Source organism: Simiduia sp. (genome assembly GCF_058345725.1).
The window spans coordinates 37,513-54,698 of record NZ_JBTUOC010000004.1 but is presented as its reverse complement, the minus strand read 5'-3'; the positions used below and the strand labels follow the sequence as shown (position 1 = coordinate 54,698).

The following is a 17,186-nucleotide window of genomic DNA, read 5'->3' as shown; positions in this document are numbered from 1 at the left end:
GTTTGTGTTTGTGGCACATGGACGCGGCCATCGTGTATCTTGCACACACCGGCATTGCACGATATCAATCAACAATAACGAGGTGGCCATGAAGTTTTCTGAATACTGCCAGTACGACGCGCTAGGTCTGGCTGAACTGGTGCGCAAGGGCGAAGTGACGCCGGCGGAATTGCTGGCGGTGGCGGCACAGCGGCTGGAAGAATTAAATCCGCAACTCAATGCCGTTATTCACAACTTTGTGCCTGCCGCGCAGGCGCGTTTGCGCAAGCAGCTGCCCACGGGCCCCTTTACCGGTGTGCCGTTTATTCTGAAAGATTTATTGGATGATCTGGCCGGCGAGCCCACCAGCTTTGGCACGGCAGAGGTGCGATGGTGGCCGGAGCAAAATGCCGAAATGGTCAATCGCTATCTTGCCGCCGGCCTCGTGCCCTTTGCCAAATCCAACTTGCCCGAATTTGGCTTGATGATCAGTACTGAATCGAAAGTCTTCGGGCCCGCCCACAATCCCTGGCAGCTTGGCTACAGCACCGGCGGTTCCAGCGGCGGTTCCGCCGCAGTGGTGGCAGCGCGCATTGTGCCCATGGCATCGGCCAATGACGGCGGCGGTTCCATCCGTTTTCCTGCCGCTTGTTGCGGTGTTTTTGGACTTAAGCCCAGCCGTGGCCGCAACCCCACCGGGCCCCTGGAGGCCGAAAGTTGGGACGGCGCAATTGCCGGACATCCTATCACCCTGTCGGTGCGCGATAGCGCTGCCATGCTCGATTGCTTGTCGGGGCCCGAGCCGGGCGCGCCTTTCGCGATCCCCAAAGCACCTGAGTCTTTTTTGGCGGGGTTGGAACGGCCCTTAAAACCCCTGCGTATCGGCTATTCAGACCGCCCCATGGTGCCCGCTACGGTATCGCCACAGGCCAAGGCGGCCCTGGCTCACACGGTCAAGCTTTTGAAGGATTTGGGGCACCAAGTAGAGCCTGCGCACCCGGCCATAGACGCAGACCAGATGTGGCGCGATTTTATGATGGTGATCAGTGGTCACACGGCTGCCAAGGTAGAGCAGATCAAGCAGATTTGGGGCAGCAAGGTTGCCGCCAGCCTGGAGCCTGGCACCCTGAGTGCCGCCATGCTGGGCCGCTCCTTTAGCAGTGCCGACGTGGCACTGGCCAAGGAGGGTTGGCACAAGGTGCGCATGGCCATGGCTAATTACTTGTCGGAGTTTGACCTGTTGCTCACGCCCACATTAATCGGCGAGCCCGCCGCCCACGGCGTGATTCCGCCCACGGCCTTTGAGTCCCTGCAAATGCGTCTGGGGCACCGATTGCCGCTGGGTAAACTGTTAATGCGTTCGGGTTTGCTGTTTGCGTTGTCGGAGCGGGTGATGAGCCGCATGGCCTTTACCATGCTGGGCAATGTGACGGGCCTGCCGGCCATGTCTGTGCCGCTGTACTGGACCGATAAGGGATTGCCGCTGGGCACCCAGTTTGTGGGCCGGATGCTCGATGAGGGGCGCATGTTGCAGTTGGCACGGCAGTTAGAATTGGCCCAGCCTTGGTTTGAGCGACGCCCCATCCTGTAGTGAGGCGTCTGATAACCCTTTCACATTCAGGCGCTAACGGCCGGCGTCGCGGCTTGTTCGAGCATTCGATCGTTCGCCGGTTTTCACAGTATTTTGGCGAAATTGGCGTCAAATATAGCGACTTTGCATGTATTTCCAGTTGATATAGTAACGTCCGATCAGGTGTACTGACGCTTGACAACGTTGTATCTAAGGGGCTATCTTGGACAACGTTGTCAGTAAGTCATTGCGCGTAAGACGCATTGCTGGCGGCCATTTATAACAATAACTGAACACCACACCGAGGTAATCGGTGCTTCAGTGGCGCTGGCCTTAGATCGGCGGTAACTGCGATTTCTGCGTTGGCCAACCTTAGAGAACAAGAAGTACTGCGGGCGATAGCCGCAGGCGTCGCGTTTTGAGGTACTGCGATTCCTGACAAGGGGCAATTCCCAGCCCCTGGCTGTCTTCGAACAATAACAGTCTCAATGGACTCAGCCATGAAAATGAAAATATCTGCGCTCCTGCTGCTCGGTGCCTTCGCGGCCCAAAGCCAGGCTTACGATTGCGCGACTCTCAATGCCTACAGCGATGGCGCAAGCTACGCAAATGGCGATCTGGTGCAAAATCTCGACGCTGCCTATAGCTGCAAAGTGGGCGGTTGGTGCTCAACGGGCGGCCCCTACGCGCCGGGCCAGGGTTGGGCCTGGACCGAAGCCTGGAACAGCTTAGGTAGCTGTGACGACGGCACCTCTTCCAGCTCTAGCAGCTCATCGGGTGGTTCTACCTCTTCTGGCAGCTCTTCATCGGGCGGCTCCACCTCTTCAGGTGGCTCCACCTCTTCAGGTGGTTCGACGTCTTCAGGCGGTTCGACATCGTCGGGCGGTTCCACCAGCTCCGGTTCGTCCTCGGGCGGCTCCTCATCCGGCGGCAGCTGTGACGCCAGTCTGCCGCTGTGGAATGCCACGGCAATTTACAACGGCGGCGACAAAGTGCAATACCTGGGCACTGGTTATTCGGCCAAGTGGTGGACCCAGGGCGACAATCCCGCCGAAGGTGGCGAATACGGTCCCTGGAAAAATGACGGTGACTGCAGCGGCTCGTCCTCCAGCTCCAGCTCCGGTGGCAGCACGTCTTCGGGCTCTTCGTCGGGCACCAGTTCCTCTTCGGGCTCTTCTTCCGGTACCAGCTCTTCGTCAGGTTCTTCTTCCGGTACCAGCTCGTCCTCGGGTTCTTCTTCAGGCACTAGCTCATCTTCCAGCTCGGGTGGCAGCAGCTCTTCTGGTGGTGACAAGGTCATTGGCTACTTTGCACAGTGGGGCGTTTACGGTCGCAACTACCATGTGAAAAATATTCACACCAGCGGCTCGGCAGAAAAGCTCACTCACATCCTGTACGCCTTTGGCAATGTGCAAAACGGCAAGTGTGTGATTGGCGATGCCTACGCTGACTACGACCGCTTCTACAGCGCCGCAGAAAGTGTGGATGGCGTAGCAGATACCTGGGACAGTGGCGCATTGCGCGGTTCCTTTGGCCAGTTGCGTCGCTTGAAAGAAATGTACCCACACTTGAAAGTGATCTGGTCATTTGGCGGCTGGACCTGGTCGGGTGGTTTTGGCGAGGCGGCAGCCAATGCCGACGCCTTCGCGAATTCCTGTTACGACCTGGTATTTGATCCGCGCTGGAACGGCGTTTTTGATGGCATCGACATCGACTGGGAATACCCCAACGAGTGTGGCCTGAGCTGCGACAGCAGTGGCTTCTACGGTTACTCGGATCTGATGGGTGCGTTGCGCAATCGCTTTGGCGCCGACAAGTTGGTGACTTCGGCCATTGGTGCGGGTGAAGCTAAGTTGAACGCGGCCGACTATGGCGGTGCGGCGCAGTATGTGGATTTCTACATGCTGATGACCTACGACTTCTTTGGCGCATGGGAAAAAACTGGTCCCACAGCACCACACTCAGCACTTTACGATTACGCCGGTATGCCGATCCAAGGCTTTAGCTCTGATCACGGCATTCAGGTACTGAAGAGCAAGGGCGTACCCAGCGACAAGATCCTGTTGGGCATTGGTTTCTACGGCCGCGGCTGGACCGGTGTGACGCAGTCGGCTCCCGGTGGATCGGCCACGGGCGCTGCGCAGGGCACCTACGAAGCGGGTATCGAAGACTACAAAGTGCTGAAAAATACCTGTCCGTCCAATGGCACCATTGCCGGCACCGCTTACGCACATTGTGGCAACAACTGGTGGAGCTACGATACACCGAGCACCATCGCCGGCAAGATGCAATACATCCGAGGCCAAGGCCTGGGTGGCGCATTCTTCTGGGAACTCAGTGGCGATACCAACAACGGTGAGCTGATCAACGCGATCAAGTCTAACCAGTAAGACCTGTGCCCACGTTTAGGTGGGCCAGTTTTCTTGTTTTAAGCCGGGCGCTCGCGCCCGGTGTCTGGAGGTTCTATGTCTACCTCGTCTCGCCAGCCATTAACGTCACCCACCAGTCTGTTAATTAATTTTGCCGGTTTGGGCGCAGCACTGCTAATGGCCATCTGGGTTATTCATCAGCCTTGGGAGCAGAACTTACGTACTTACGGCGTGGTCCTTGTGGCCCTGGCGTTTGCGTTGCCCATTGCGGTGTGTGAAGTCATTTTTTTGAAATCCCATTGCAATCCAAGTACGGGTATCGATTGGCGTCGGCGCGAAGGTCACTGGGGCCGCTGTGCTACAAAGCTGGTTGGGTTTTACGGTTGCCTGGCGTGCGTTGCGGCGATTTATTGGGTGCTTCCCGAATACCATGGCACCTTTTACGACGGTTATTTTCAATTAGTCTTTGTGCTGTTGCCCTATTGGCTGTTATTGGCCATTCCCTATTTTTACTGGGTCGACAGCAAGATGTTAATGCCCAAGGATGGATACTGGCAGCTCGGTCGCGTGCTGTTAGGGCGTAAAACCGACACCGATAAAATCGTCCAGCTACTGCTGGGCTGGTTGGTCAAGCTCTTCTTTTTACCACTGATGTTCGTGTACCTGGGCAATAACTTAAATGCCATGTACCACACGGAGTGGACGACAGTTTTATCCAGCTTTCAGCGCTTTTTCGATGTGGCGTTTAATTTTTTGTACTTTGTGGATTTGCTGGTAGTGGCGGTGGGCTATGTGTGCACGCTGCGCGTATTGGATACCCACATTCGCTCTACCGAACCCAGTTTTTTAGGTTGGGCAGTGGCGTTGATGTGCTACCAACCTTTTTGGAGTTTATTTTCCGGTACCTATATTCACTACGATCAGGGGCCCGCTTGGGGCCATTGGTTTTGGCAGTCCGAGATTTTCTACCTGTTGTGGGGCGCTGCTATTTTGTGCCTATTGGCCATTTACGTCTGGGCCAGCATGGCCTTTGGGCTGCGTTTTTCAAATCTTACCCACCGCGGCATTCTTACCAACGGCCCGTTCCGGTGGACCAAACACCCGGCCTACATTAGCAAGAATTTGTCGTGGTGGATGATTTCCATGCCGTTCATGGTGTCCACCAGCGCGGCGCTCAGTGTGCGCCAGTGCGCCATGCTATTGCTACTGAATGCCATTTACTTTTTGCGCGCGCGCACGGAAGAGCGGCACCTGTCGCAAGATCCCGACTATGTGGCCTACGCGGCGTTCATTGAACAACACGGAATTTTTGCACGCCTGGGGCGGGTATTGCCCTGGCTAAGGTTTGCGCCTGGTCAGCTACTGGGACGCTGGCGCGGCGCTGCCGACAATGCCTGACGCACCTGGCGTTGCGATGACTGCTCTCTAAGGCTTGGCCCCACTTAGGTGGGGCTTTTTTTAGTCATCGGCGAGGCGTTGGTAGTGCAGCACCTGGCCCTTGAATGGAACATTGAGGTAGCCGCTGGTATCGGGTGCGTACTGTCGATGGCTAAAGCCTTCGGCCACCATGCGCTTGCTAAAGCGCGCGTGATGACCGCGACCCGGATCAATTAAGATGACCTCGCAGGCGGGTTTGGCGTGCTGACGAATAAACATCGACAACAACGCAATATGCTCCTGTTCGTAGAGCAAGTCACTGCCAATAATTAAGTCGAACAAGCCAAGTCCCGTGATGGGATCGGCCCAGCCAGTGCGGGTAAACGGGATGCAGTTACCCGCATTTATGCGGGTATTTTCCAGCAGAAAATTTTCAACCTCTGGGTGGTAATCCGTGGCGGAAATGTCTGCATGCCGGGCGTTCAGTACGTGGCTCGACAGCGCAATGCCGCAGCCCACCTCCAATATGCGCTTGCCCTGTACCTGGTGGGTGAGCATTAAATTCGCCAACACCTGGCCGGACGGCCAGAGCACACCAAAGATTGGCCAGTTGGCCGACGAAATACCCAGGGCCGCCGCCAGCCCCTGGTCGTCGGAAAACTGTTGATTGTCTAATAGGGTGCGTAAATGCACCTGTGTGGGACCCACGTTCAGAGTCTGATAGCGGTAGCGGGGAGTGGTCATGGCACGCATCGGATTGGATGCGCAAGGCACCGGGGTGGCACCTGATTGCGGTGCCTTATTCTGGCAGCATACAGGCTGGCCACAAAGATGGCGATCAACTTTATGGCCACGGCTTAGAATAAATTTCTTAGTGTTAGCTGTTATTGAGCAGCAATAGTGACACCGCCACCAGGCTCGCCAGCACCATGCTGGCGTTGGCTAGGAAACCCATCACCATACCTGCTGCCCGCTTTTCGGGTGCGCGTTCGTAGCTGCGGGCAAACCAGAGGCGCCCCAATAAAAAGACCACGCCCGGCACCCACACCCAAAAGCTGTGCACATACACGCTGAAGGCAAGGGTGGCGGGGATGAAAATAATCAGTTGCTCAAGGGTGTTGATTTGTACCCGATAGATGCGCTCAAAGGTTTCGTCGCCCGTGGTTTTGGGGGCAGAGATGCCGTATTTTCCGCGCGCCCATCCAACGCGTGCTGAAAAAATCATGTATTGAATCAAAGCCAGCAGAATAATGGCGATTGCGATTTCCATAGGTTGTCCCTTGTTATATAAGCGTTAACGTGCGGTGTTTAGAGATGTTTTTCGAGGTTGGCAAGGCAGCCTTGCCAGCCTTGGTAGTGTTTGTCGCAGCTTTCTTGATCGGTAAATTCGGAATGGGTAAGCGTGAGGGCCGAGCGATCTGCTGTTACGCTCTCGAAGGCAACGGCCACCTGTGTGGTGTGTTCGCTGCCCTCCCAGCGCCAGGTAAATTGCAGACGCGCGTTTTCAATCACCGCCAGGTATTCGCCGCCCACAATAAATTGTTCACCCTGTTCATTTTGCATCACTATGCGGTAGCGGCCGCCGGGTTTGACGTCGGCATCGGCAGTGGGTACGGTCATGGCGCCCGGCGCAAACCAGCGCGCCAACTGAGTGGGATTGGTCCAGGCTTGAAAGAGCTGAGTAACAGGTACGTCGAACGCCTGCGATATCGTCAGTGTTAACATCGCTAATCCTCGGGTTTGTGTAAGTCATCGGCCAGTGCATCGAGCCGGCGTTGCCAAAAATTTCGGTAGATACTGATCCAGTCCAATGCGCCGGCCAGCTGCTCTGGTGCCAGGCGCAGCCAGTGAGAGCGACCGTCTCTGCGGCGCACAATTAAGCCCGCCTGTTCCAATATTTTCACGTGCTTGGAGATTGCCGCCAGCGATTGGGGGAAGCCCGCCGCCAGCTCGCCCATGGTGAGTTCGCCCTGAGTGAGCCGGTGCACCAGCGCTCGACGGGTCGGGTCAGCCAGTGCCATGAATACCCGGTCGAGGGGATCTTTTTGGCGCGTCGGGGTGGGCGTCTGGGGCAACGGTTGCTCCAATAGTTTACCAATAGGTTGAATATGTCACAGCACACACCAATATTCAACCACTTGGTTGAATATTGGTGTGTGCGACTATGGTCGCATAGCTAACGGGTACAGATTTACATAGCGTGGCAGGGGTTGATGTATCAGTTATATAAGCCGGCGTGCCGGCAGCCAATAATGAACACTGAGAGGCAACCGATGAAACTAGGTAAACGCGTCCGTTATACCCTTGCAGCCAGCTGTCTGCTGCTGACCGGCTACAGTGGTGCCCTATGGGCTGCCTGTGTCGACAATGTGGTGCTGGTGCACGGCAATACCGGTGAGCCCGCCGACTGGTCTGCCACTTACGATGAGCTGCGCAGCCGTGGCTATAGCAGTCAGCAGATTTTCAGGCCTAGCTGGGGCTCCAAATCGTGCGCCGGTTGCAATAATCACAGCGGAGCCGAGGAGACGCCCGTGCGCAACGCCATTAACGATGCACTGGCCCAAAGCTGCACGGGGAAAATCGATGTCATTGGCCACTCCATGGGTGTGACTTTGGCGGCGCAGCAAATCATCAAGCTCAACAAAAGCCATAAAGTCGATGCTTTTGTGGGCATTGCCGGCGCCTATCGCGGTCTGTGGAGCTGTGGCGTCTATCCCTACAATGTGTATAACAGCACCTGCGGCAGCCAGGGCCTGTCCGTGTCCAGCCCGTTTTTGGATTGGCTGTATGGCAAAGCCATTGCCGGGCGGGTTTACTCCATTAAGAGCTGGGTCGATCAGATAGTGTGCGGCACCGGCACCTGCCGGGTGGGAGGCGTACATTCAAGCCAGATCGCCGGCGAGCGAACCAGCTACTCCTACAACTACGGCCATTTCGGCCTGCAGCAATACACTGCATCTAAACAGGTCGACCTGCTTTAACCCTGTCAATCCTCCCTCTGTAGGGCGGCTATGCTGCCCTTTTTTTCCTTCTAATATTAATCGACAGAGATTGTGGAGCACTTGTGCGGCTTGCGGGTCGATTGAGTCTGGGCGCTTACAGGGGGCGGCGCTTGCGCTTGAGGTCAACCGCCAATTGTTGCAAGGCCAAATGGGCAAACAGCCGGCTTATGCCTCCCCATACCAGTACCAGGGGCACCAACCCGGCAATGACCACCAGTGCCCCATCGCCAACCTGCAGTAAATCGCTGAGGTAAGGCGCCAGCCAGGGCAAACTGTTGCCGCGGGCCAAATCCCACAGCATGAGTAAATACCAGATCGATAAGGTCAGGCTGGCGGTCAGTAGCCATTGGCGTTGGTGTTTGGGCGACAGTTTAAACATCATGGGAACAAGCGCTGTGGTTTTTGGGTGAGCGAGCTGGCGCCGGCTGGGTCGCTTGAAAGTTTATCCAACAAGCCAGCAAGATGCACAGGCCGCCTAAAATCATTGCCGTATTCAACGGGTCATTAAACAGGAAGACACCCAACGTGGCCAAGACCGGCAGGCGAAAATAGTCGTAGGTGATCACCTGTGCCGCCGCCGCGCGGGCCAGTGCCTGGGTTAAGCACAGGTGCGCGCACAGGGCACAGCCGCCGATCAGAATCAGCAATAGCCACTGAATGCCGTTGGGCCATTGCCAAGTGGGTAGCGCCAGCAGCCCAGTCACGGGCGTTTGTAGCAGGTACATCCACAGCAAAACAGACAGGGTGGACTGGTCGCTCTGGGTCAGGGATCGCGTCAACAGGTGTGCTGCCGCATACCCCAGCGCAGATAGCAGTACCCAGCCCACCACGGGTTGCAGAGCCAGTACTGAGGGCGTGGCGATGCAAGCTATGCCGGCAAGCCCGAGTACCAGCGCAATCAGCCGGCGCAGGGTGAGTGTTTCGCCCAGAATTAGCGCGCCCAGCAGCCCCACAAAAAGCGGTGTGGTAAATTCGATGGCGGTGACATCCGCCAGCGGCAACCACACCAGACCGAGAAACCAACCGTATTGGCCCAGCAGATGAAAGCCATTGCGCCAACAGTTTAGGCGCAGCACCGAGGTGGATAACCGCAGTTTACCCAGGGCGCTCGGCAATAGAGGTAACAGGATTAGCAGACCTATCACTGCGCGTAAAAACAACAGCTGGAGTGTGGCCAGCTCGCTGCCAATTAGCCGGGTGGCTAGTGCCACAAGAGAGAATGCCAGAGTGGCGCCGAGCATCCACAGGGCTGCGGTCCGCTGTGCAGAAGAGGGCGATTCAACCGCCGGTGGCATTCATAAACCGGACAATTTGCGGTGCGTCGTCGTGGTTGAAGTGGTGTTTTTCGGGCTTGAGCTGCATGGCCGCCACGATGGCAGTCTTTAACCTTTCGCGATCGCCTGGGTGTGCGCGCAACAGGTGTCGCAGGTCGGCGGCGTGATCGTTGCCCAGACACAAAAGCAATTTACCTTCGGCGCTGACCCGCACGCGATTGCAACTGGCGCAAAAGTTTTCCGAGTGGGGCGAGATAAAACCAATGCGGCTGCGCGTGGCTGTGCCGTTGGGTAGCTCGGCCGTCCAATAGCGCGACGGGCCCGCACTTTCGTCGTCCAGTGGCTGTAAGTTGAAGCGGTTTTGCAACAGCGCGCGTAATTCGGCACTCGAGCAAAATTCTAGTGCGCGACTGTGTTCAGTAATGTGGCCGAGGGGCATTTCTTCAATAAAGCTGATGTCCAATCCCTGTTCCAGCGCAAATTGCGTTAACGCGGGCACCTCGTCGGCGTTGCGGTTTTTCATGATCACCGCATTGAGCTTGATGCGCTCAAATCCCGCCGCCTGCGCGGCTCGAATGCCAGCCAGTACCTGGGCCAGGTCGCCGGTGCGGGTAAGGGCTTTAAATTTGCCGGGTTCCAAGGTGTCCAGGCTGATGTTAATGCGTTTGACGCCGGCGTCTTTGAGCGGCTGCGCGTAGTGGCTTAACTGCGAGCCATTGGTGGTGAGGGTTAATTCTTCCAGTGGCAATTGACCCAGCCGGTTAAACAGGGTCATCACGTCGCGTCGGATCAGGGGTTCGCCACCGGTTATGCGGATTTTCTTTACGCCCAGCTCCGCAAATGCAGTGCCCACTTCGGCCAATTCTTCGAGGGTAAGCACCTGCGCGCGCGGCATAAACGTCATGTCTTCGCTCATGCAGTAGACGCAGCGGAAGTCACACCGGTCGGTGACCGACAGGCGGATATAATCGATGGTGCGATTGAAGCGGTCGATCAGCATCTGCAGAGAAACTCCATGAATAACGGCAGCTTACCGCAACCAGGCCCTTGGTGCCCAGCCTTGGTGGCGGTAGCCTAGTTGCCCACCTGTGGCGCCTGGGTATTGGGTACCCACTCCCACCACTCGTGTTGGCCTTCGCTGCGCTCTTGCTGGGTGCGGTGAATATCCCAGGTCACCAGATAATCGGGATTCTCGATATCGACGCCCCCTTCGGGGTTGCGGTAGCGGCCGGCGGGCGCCTTAAACCAGGCGGCCAGGTTGGGCGGTAGAATAAAGTCCGCCGAGCTGGCCGTGGCACTGGTGTGCTGCAATTGGACGGTAATGCCCATGTCGGTATCGGTCTTGACGACGCGCCCACAGCACTGGGTTTGTTTGAGCAGGGTGCCGTCCAGATCAAAATAGGACAGGCCAATGACGCAGGTTTTATCGAGTAGTGTGTCCAGTTTCATAGCGCGCTCCGGCCCTGCCGTGCGGCAGGGCGGGTGAGTGAGTGTCGAAGGTATCGGAAGTCTTAGTGGGTTAAGGGTACCACGCCCACTTGTGGCATATGGGCCAGGCCGATATCGCGAGCGTGCTCTTCAAAACCTTTGTTTTTCCAGAAAAATGCGCCCGGCATAGTGGTAGGTACCACAAGTACATAAAAAAGCGCACGGCCAATTACCGAGGTGGCCACCAGCAGCGCGCCGCCAAGTGCCCAGGCCAGCAATGCGTACAGGCCGGTCATATCCCAGGCCAGCAGGCCAAGGAGCAAGCCTAGGACCCACAGGGTATTCAACGCCAGCAGGGCGTTGCGGGCCCAAAAGCTTTTGCCAAAGGTGGTGGTTTGAATGTAGTAGGAGGCGCCGCCCTCGTGCGCTGCACGACCCATGGTGCGGCTGTGGGCAATGTGCCCTATACCTTCCACTAGCAATCCCAGCACCATGGCGCTGCCGCATAGTAATAGCGCCGTGTCGTAGCTTTGGCCTGTGGCGACCAGGGTGGGCACCATCACCGCCCCCGCCACTAAGCCACCCAGCGAGAGCATATTGCCGAAAAAGGCCGTGGCTACCTGCCAGTGGTTCCAGAAGGGACGCGCCTCTATGCGGTAGCACTTGTTCATGTAGTAGAGGCCCACCAGGCTCGCGGGAATGGCAAAGTAGGCAAATCCTTGTGCCCAAATCGCCGCCGTGTTGGCGCTGATCAATGCGTGAATTTCTGTGCCCAGTGCCCACTGGTAAAGCGATTGGAATAGGCTGTTGTTTGGCAGGCTAAAAAGAATGTGCATGCCCAGTCCCGCCATAAATAAAGCGATACCCAGGCCTTCTCGACACACTGGCGAGTGGCGCAAGTTGTTAAAGCCCCGATAAAAGCGGTGCGGTTTGCCGAGGTGCATGGTGGACATGAACAGGCCAAAACCCACCAGTAACAAACAGAGGATGGCCAGCGGCGCGTAGAGCGCAGACTGGCGAAAGGCCTGCAGTTGTTCCAGCCTGAATTCGGCGCCCAAAAAGCTGAGCCCAAAGGCGCCGATGGCGGCCTGGGAGCAGAGCGTGAACAACACCAGTGGATTTTCTCGAGACGACAGACGCGCTAAGTTCCAGTGTTTTTCCCTGCCTTTTTTCTGGTCCACCGCAGGCCGGTAGCGACCGTTTTCATCCTTGTGGTATTTCAGTGGCATGGAGTCTGTGCGCTTCATTTCGTCGGGCAGCTGGTTAATCTGCTGAAAGCGGATGTTGGGGTGCGTGATGTCGGGCGTGGGGAAACCGGGCAGTTCGGTAAGCGCCTGTTCGCGGTTTTCCGGCACGTTTTCAATTACGCCAAAGTCCAGCGCGTTGCCGACACAGGCCGATACGCAGGCGGGCTTTAAACCCACTTCCAGGCGGTCGACACACATGTTGCACTTGGACACCTGACCCTTGATAGGGTCCAGCTGTGGCGCGTTGTAGGGGCACACCCAGGTGCAGTAACCGCAACCAAAACAAGTTTCCGGATCTTGTAACACCGCGCCGTATTCCACGTGTTTGGTGTAAGCGCGGGTGGGGCAGCCCTTCAGGCACACGGGGTTGTCGCAGTGATTACAGGCCATGGAAATATTCATGCGCTTGTAATCTGGGTAGCTGCCGCCCTCCACATAGCCCACAGAGCGAAAGGCCAAATGCGCGGGATTTTCATTTTTCTCGCTGCAGGCCGCCTCGCAGGCGTGGCAGCCAATGCAGTTGTCTGCAGTAAAAAAGAAACCGTGTTGTTTGTTGCGATTGGGGTTGGTGCCCACCGCTGGATTTTCGTTGATGTACAGCGATCGACCCACCGGTAAGGTGTGCTCGGTGAGGTCGATGAGATCGATCTTCTGACCGTAGCGGTTAGTGTCTTTGATGTCTTTGTCGGACAAAAACGCGTAGGGCTGCTCTTCCGTGCGAATTTCCCAAATCATGGCGCCGTGCTCACCGGAGCGCTCCTCACCCGCTGGCGTCGCATTTGTGCCTGGCAAATCCCGGCCTGGAATCTGTTCGAACTGGTTATGTAATTCGTGCTTCGCTGTCATTAGCCTGTCTCGCGTCATCAATCTATAACTATTTAAAACGAATTTTTTCCGTGGCCAAGTGGCTCACTCCTGCCGGGACACGCGTAGACCCATCCCTGGGGCTCGACAGCGACCTCCTGTCGCTGACGGTCCCGGCAGCAGTGAGCCACTTGGCCTCGAGTCTGGTGCCCGGCTAAAGCCGTTTGCCCTTATAGAGCCTCATAGAAACCACAGCTTTGTCGTTGGCACTTAGGTAGATACGGCCCTGATACTTGCGGCCTTAATCGCCATGGAAGGCGATGCAGAACTACAGGGATGTATTCATGCGTGCCGCCAGTAACAGGGTTGTATCTACTGATCCAAATATTCTGCGCCCAAGATCTGTACAGTGCGCTTTAATCCACGGTTGCCGAAATCACCTAAAACTTTCGGCGTTCCAAATTCAGTTGTGCCGCTTCTTTCTGGTCCACTTTTTCCACTCGCACGGCGTTTTGCTTAAACGCGGGCTGGCGCGAGTAGGGGTCGAGCAAGCCCAGCGTTAAACGGTTTACACAATCGTGAAAGTGAAACGGAATAAAGACCATGTCGCGACCCACACGGTGGGTGGTTTGCACCATTACCACGGCGTCGCCTCGGCGACTGACCAAGCGCACGTAGCTGCCGTGCTCTACGCCCAGCTCCGCAGCGGCATCGGGATTCATTTCCATGTAGGGCGTGGGGCTGAATTTGTTGCAGTTGCCGATTTTCCCCGTGCGCGTGCGCGTGTGGAAGTGCTCAACAACCCGGCCCGAATTCAACCAGAAGGGGTAGTCATCGTCGGGGCATTCGTTGTTGTTGACGAAATCCACGCAAATTAGATTGGCGCGGCCGCTCTCGGTTTGAAACACGCCATCTGTGTACAGGCGTTGATTGCCCTTGTAATCAACGCGGTTTTTGGTGTCGATGGCAATAACTTTACCCAGGCGCTCTTCATCGGCCTGCGCATCGGCTTCACTATAGGGCCACTGAATGCCGCGCGCCGCTTCAATGCGATCCCAAGTCATACCCGAGATATCCAGCGTGCGGCCGTCGCCTTTGGAGAGCTCGCGCATTTCATTGAAGGCCGCTTCAGCCGACTGGGGGAATTCTATGGGGTTGCGATCCTGGAACCGTTTGGACATTTCTTTGAAAATCCAGAAGTCGGGCTTGGAGTCAGCATAGGCGGGCAATACGTTGCGCGTGAGATTGACACGACGCTCGGTATTGGTGTGGCAGCCTTCTTTTTCTGCCCAGACGGCAGCGGGAAAATATACGTGCGCGTACTTGTTGGTTTCCACGTCTTCGTACACATCCTGCACCACCAAAAATTCCAGTTTCTCCATGGCCTTGCGAATACGCGGTTGATTGGGCATGGAGGTCATGGGGTTGGTGGCGACTAGCCACAGACCTTTAATTTGCCCCGATTCAATGGCGGGGAAAATGTCGGTTTGTGCCAGGCCGCGCGCCGGCGGAAAGAAGTTGGCGTCGATGCCCCAAAAATCGGCAATGTGTTGGCGGTCCTTGGGCTTTTCCAGGTAGCGGTAGCCGGGTAAGCCCGAGCAGGAGGACCATTCGCGCGTACCCATGGCGTTGCACTGGCCGGTGATCGACAGGCTGGTGCCGCCGGGCTTGCCGATGTTGCCGGTTATCAGGTTCAGGTTGTTGATATTGCACACGCCGTCGGAGCCGTGGGTGGACTGGTTAATACCCATGGTCCAGATGCTCATGGCACTGCTGGCTTTGGCGTAGACGCGGGCCACGTGACGGATGCGGTCCTCGTCGATACCACAAATGTGCTGTGCGTGTTTGGGGTCGTATTTTTCCAGCACCAGTTGCTTCAGGTCGTCGATTCCCTGGGTGTGCCTAGCAATATAGTCGTCGTCGGCCAGGCCTTCTTTAAAGATCACATGCATCATGGCGTTGATGAGCACGGTATCGGTGCCGGGTGTAATCGGCAGGTGTATGTCGGCAAATTGGGCCAGCATGGTGACGCGAGGATCGACCACAATCATGGGGAAATGGCGTTTCTCGCGCGCTTCCTTCAAGCGCCAGTAAATAATGGGATGCTGTTCGGGTAGGTTGGAGCCAAAAGCCATCAGGCAGCCGGTGTGTTCAAAGTCTTCGTAGCAGCCAGGCGGGCCGTCGGAGCCAAAGGAGCGCTTGTAGCCAGAGACGGCCGAGGCCATGCACTGGGTGGTGTTGCCGTCGTAATTATTGGTGCCAATCTGACCGCGCACTAACTTACCCAGAGCGTAAAACTCTTCGGTGAGTAACTGGCCGGTAGACACGATAGCAAAGCTATCGCGGCCGTACTTGTCTTGAATCTCTTTAATTTTACTGGCCGTTGTGTCCAGCGCTGTGTCCCAGTGCGTGGCTTCAAAGGGCTGGTGTGCACGCGTGCGCATCAGCGGCTGCGTGCCCCGGCCGGGCGAATGAAACAGGTCGTGTTCCAGCAGCCCTTTAATGCACAACTTGCCGCGATTGACATCGGCACCGGCGTGCCCGCGGCTGGTGATGACCTTGCCCTCAGCGCTCAGGCCAAGTTCGATGGAGCAACCAGTCGAGCAGTAGTTACAGGTGGTGTACTTCCACTCCTTGACGGGTTTTGCCGGGATACTAATGGGTTTGCGTTTTTTACGACCAAAAATCATGAGGCTTCCTAGTAATCCATAGTCGGTACAGGCGTATTGTTGCTGCGGCCGGCACCTGAAATGACATTGCTAACTAGAGATAGCAATTTGTGAACCAACTTGAATATACCCCTGAATTTTTTCGTTTTAGTGGCAATTGCGGGCCCCAAGGGGGGAATTGCTGGGTGTTTTAGGGGTTAAAAGTGTGCGCAGACCGCAGTAATGCCCATCGATTGCGCAAATACCCGCGTGAGAGGGCGCCAAATAAGGGCGTGCGGTATCAATCTGGTGCGAGCGAAGAATGGCACTTGGGCCGAGCTGGTGCAAGGTGCACTTCTATAGGGCGCTTGCTGGGCGTGTCGAGTGTCTAAGTTGGTGCGCGAGCACTCTTTTGGTGTGCCATTGCCCTATGCGTTGCTCTTGCTTCTATATAGCGTGCCGTTTTTCACCGGTACGATTTCAGCGTTTTAAAAAATCCCATTCAATTTTCACTATTGGCATTGTCCTTGCTCTTACAGATTTCAGAAATGCAACGCGCTGAAGTGAGCGCAGAGGAATAGCCAGATGTCTTCGACGACCAGCCACACCGAACGCACGGCACCCGTGCATATTATTGCCGGCATGAAACCCCGTCAGCCTGAGTCGCCAGGTCAGGTGGCGTTAGTGGGTGCCGGGCCGGGCGATGTCGATCTGCTCACCTTAAAAGCGTTGCGATGCATAGAAAATGCCGATGTTATTTTTTACGACCGCCTGGTAAGTGACGATATTCGCGCGCTGTTTCCAAAACAGATACCTGCGGTGTATGTAGGTAAAGCGAAGCATCGTCACGCTATTGCCCAGGAAGATTTGAATGCCTTGTTAGTGTGTGCCGCACAACGCGGCTTGCGGGTTTGCCGATTAAAGGGCGGAGACCCCTTTGTTTTTGGACGCGGCGGTGAAGAAATGCTTGAGCTAAAAGCAGCCGCCGTGGACGTAATGGTGGTGCCGGGTATCACCAGTGGTGCTGGCGCAACGGCCTACGCAGGTATTCCCTTAACGCACCGGGGGCTCACACAGGGCGTGAGCTTTGTGACGGCGCATGGCGAACAAGAGGTGAAAGCCAACTGGGCATCACTGGCAGAGAGCGGTCATACCCTGGTGTTTTACATGGGGTTGGGCAGCGCAGAATTGATAGCGAGCAAGCTGCGTGCGGCGGGAATGGCCAACAGCACCCCGGCGGCAATCATAGAAAAAGGTTGCACGGCAGATCAGCGGGTTTTCACTGGGAGTCTGCGTGACTTACCTGGACTGGTCGGACGACATGCCATCGAATCGCCCGCGCTGATTGTGGTGGGTGAAGTTGTTAATTTGCGCGAACAACTGCAGTGGTGGCCAGCGGCGCCTACGCATCAACAGTCTGAAGCAGTCACGGCGCCAGACACTCTTACATCTCAACTTTCCCCTTGGAAAAAATTGTCAGCCTGATTT

15 protein-coding genes are annotated in these 17,186 nt (G+C 56.4%); 5 read left to right on the top strand and 10 right to left on the bottom strand.

Annotated features, from left to right (window positions below; translation table 11 throughout):
• Positions 1–88: 88 nt before the first annotated feature.
• The 3 genes from ACW8F6_RS00885 to ACW8F6_RS00875 all read left to right on the top strand — a co-directional run bounded on the left by ACW8F6_RS00885 (position 89) and on the right by ACW8F6_RS00875 (position 5,316).
• Entirely contained in the window at positions 89–1,570 is a 1,482-nt protein-coding gene (locus ACW8F6_RS00885; RefSeq protein WP_491573943.1) for an amidase, read from the top strand.
• A gap of 485 nt (positions 1,571–2,055) precedes the next feature.
• Positions 2,056–3,939 (top strand): glycosyl hydrolase family 18 protein, encoded by a 1,884-nt coding sequence (locus ACW8F6_RS00880; RefSeq protein WP_491574038.1) that lies wholly within the window; start codon positions 2,056–2,058, stop codon positions 3,937–3,939.
• Between the two features lie 75 nt (positions 3,940–4,014).
• The gene (locus ACW8F6_RS00875; protein WP_491573942.1) at positions 4,015–5,316 is read left to right on the top strand and encodes a methyltransferase family protein; all 1,302 of its coding nucleotides are present in this window, start codon (positions 4,015–4,017) and stop codon (positions 5,314–5,316) included.
• 60 nt (positions 5,317–5,376) lie between these two features.
• Here ACW8F6_RS00875 and ACW8F6_RS00870 read toward each other — a convergent pair whose 3' ends face one another.
• The 4 genes from ACW8F6_RS00870 to ACW8F6_RS00855 form a co-directional block, all read right to left on the bottom strand.
• On the bottom strand, positions 5,377–6,039 hold the full coding sequence (locus tag ACW8F6_RS00870; protein WP_491573941.1) for a class I SAM-dependent methyltransferase: 663 nt from the start codon (positions 6,037–6,039) through the stop codon (positions 5,377–5,379).
• A gap of 133 nt (positions 6,040–6,172) precedes the next feature.
• Positions 6,173–6,565, bottom strand: coding sequence for an MAPEG family protein (locus ACW8F6_RS00865; RefSeq protein ID WP_491573940.1), 393 nt, complete (start codon positions 6,563–6,565; stop codon positions 6,173–6,175).
• A 38-nt stretch (positions 6,566–6,603) separates the two neighbouring features.
• The gene (locus ACW8F6_RS00860) at positions 6,604–7,020 is read right to left on the bottom strand and encodes an SRPBCC family protein (protein WP_491573939.1); all 417 of its coding nucleotides are present in this window, start codon (positions 7,018–7,020) and stop codon (positions 6,604–6,606) included.
• Positions 7,021–7,022: 2 nt separating this feature from the next.
• A complete protein-coding gene (locus tag ACW8F6_RS00855) occupies positions 7,023–7,370 on the bottom strand; it encodes an ArsR/SmtB family transcription factor (protein ID WP_491573938.1) in 348 nt (115 codons plus the stop codon).
• Positions 7,371–7,568: 198 nt separating this feature from the next.
• Between ACW8F6_RS00855 and ACW8F6_RS00850 the strand changes: the two genes are divergently transcribed.
• On the top strand, positions 7,569–8,276 hold the full coding sequence (locus ACW8F6_RS00850; RefSeq protein WP_491573937.1) for an alpha/beta fold hydrolase: 708 nt from the start codon (positions 7,569–7,571) through the stop codon (positions 8,274–8,276).
• A 115-nt stretch (positions 8,277–8,391) separates the two neighbouring features.
• On the opposite strand, the gene ACW8F6_RS00845 is transcribed toward ACW8F6_RS00850, so the two are convergent.
• From ACW8F6_RS00845 to ACW8F6_RS00820, 6 genes are all read right to left on the bottom strand, one after another.
• Positions 8,392–8,679: a hypothetical protein gene (locus ACW8F6_RS00845; RefSeq protein WP_491573936.1), complete on the bottom strand. Its 288-nt coding sequence runs from the start codon at positions 8,677–8,679 to the stop codon at positions 8,392–8,394.
• The gene (locus ACW8F6_RS00840) at positions 8,669–9,592 is read right to left on the bottom strand and encodes a DMT family transporter (protein WP_491573935.1); all 924 of its coding nucleotides are present in this window, start codon (positions 9,590–9,592) and stop codon (positions 8,669–8,671) included. Before ACW8F6_RS00840 ends, ACW8F6_RS00845 begins: the two co-directional genes overlap by 11 nt.
• The gene (gene moaA, locus ACW8F6_RS00835; protein ID WP_491573934.1) at positions 9,576–10,571 is read right to left on the bottom strand and encodes a GTP 3',8-cyclase MoaA; all 996 of its coding nucleotides are present in this window, start codon (positions 10,569–10,571) and stop codon (positions 9,576–9,578) included. Before moaA ends, ACW8F6_RS00840 begins: the two co-directional genes overlap by 17 nt.
• Before the next feature lie 74 nt (positions 10,572–10,645).
• Positions 10,646–11,020 carry a hypothetical protein gene (locus tag ACW8F6_RS00830; RefSeq protein ID WP_491573933.1) on the bottom strand — a complete coding sequence of 125 codons (375 nt, stop codon included), beginning with the start codon at positions 11,018–11,020 and terminating at the stop codon, positions 10,646–10,648.
• A gap of 62 nt (positions 11,021–11,082) precedes the next feature.
• Positions 11,083–13,092: a DmsC/YnfH family molybdoenzyme membrane anchor subunit gene (locus tag ACW8F6_RS00825; RefSeq protein WP_491573932.1), complete on the bottom strand. Its 2,010-nt coding sequence runs from the start codon at positions 13,090–13,092 to the stop codon at positions 11,083–11,085.
• Between the two features lie 398 nt (positions 13,093–13,490).
• Positions 13,491–15,740: a molybdopterin oxidoreductase family protein gene (locus ACW8F6_RS00820; protein WP_491573931.1), complete on the bottom strand. Its 2,250-nt coding sequence runs from the start codon at positions 15,738–15,740 to the stop codon at positions 13,491–13,493.
• A gap of 600 nt (positions 15,741–16,340) precedes the next feature.
• Here ACW8F6_RS00820 and cobA point away from each other — a divergent pair.
• The gene (gene cobA / locus ACW8F6_RS00815) at positions 16,341–17,183 is read left to right on the top strand and encodes a uroporphyrinogen-III C-methyltransferase (RefSeq protein WP_491574037.1); all 843 of its coding nucleotides are present in this window, start codon (positions 16,341–16,343) and stop codon (positions 17,181–17,183) included.
• The last annotated feature ends 3 nt before the right edge of the window (positions 17,184–17,186 follow it).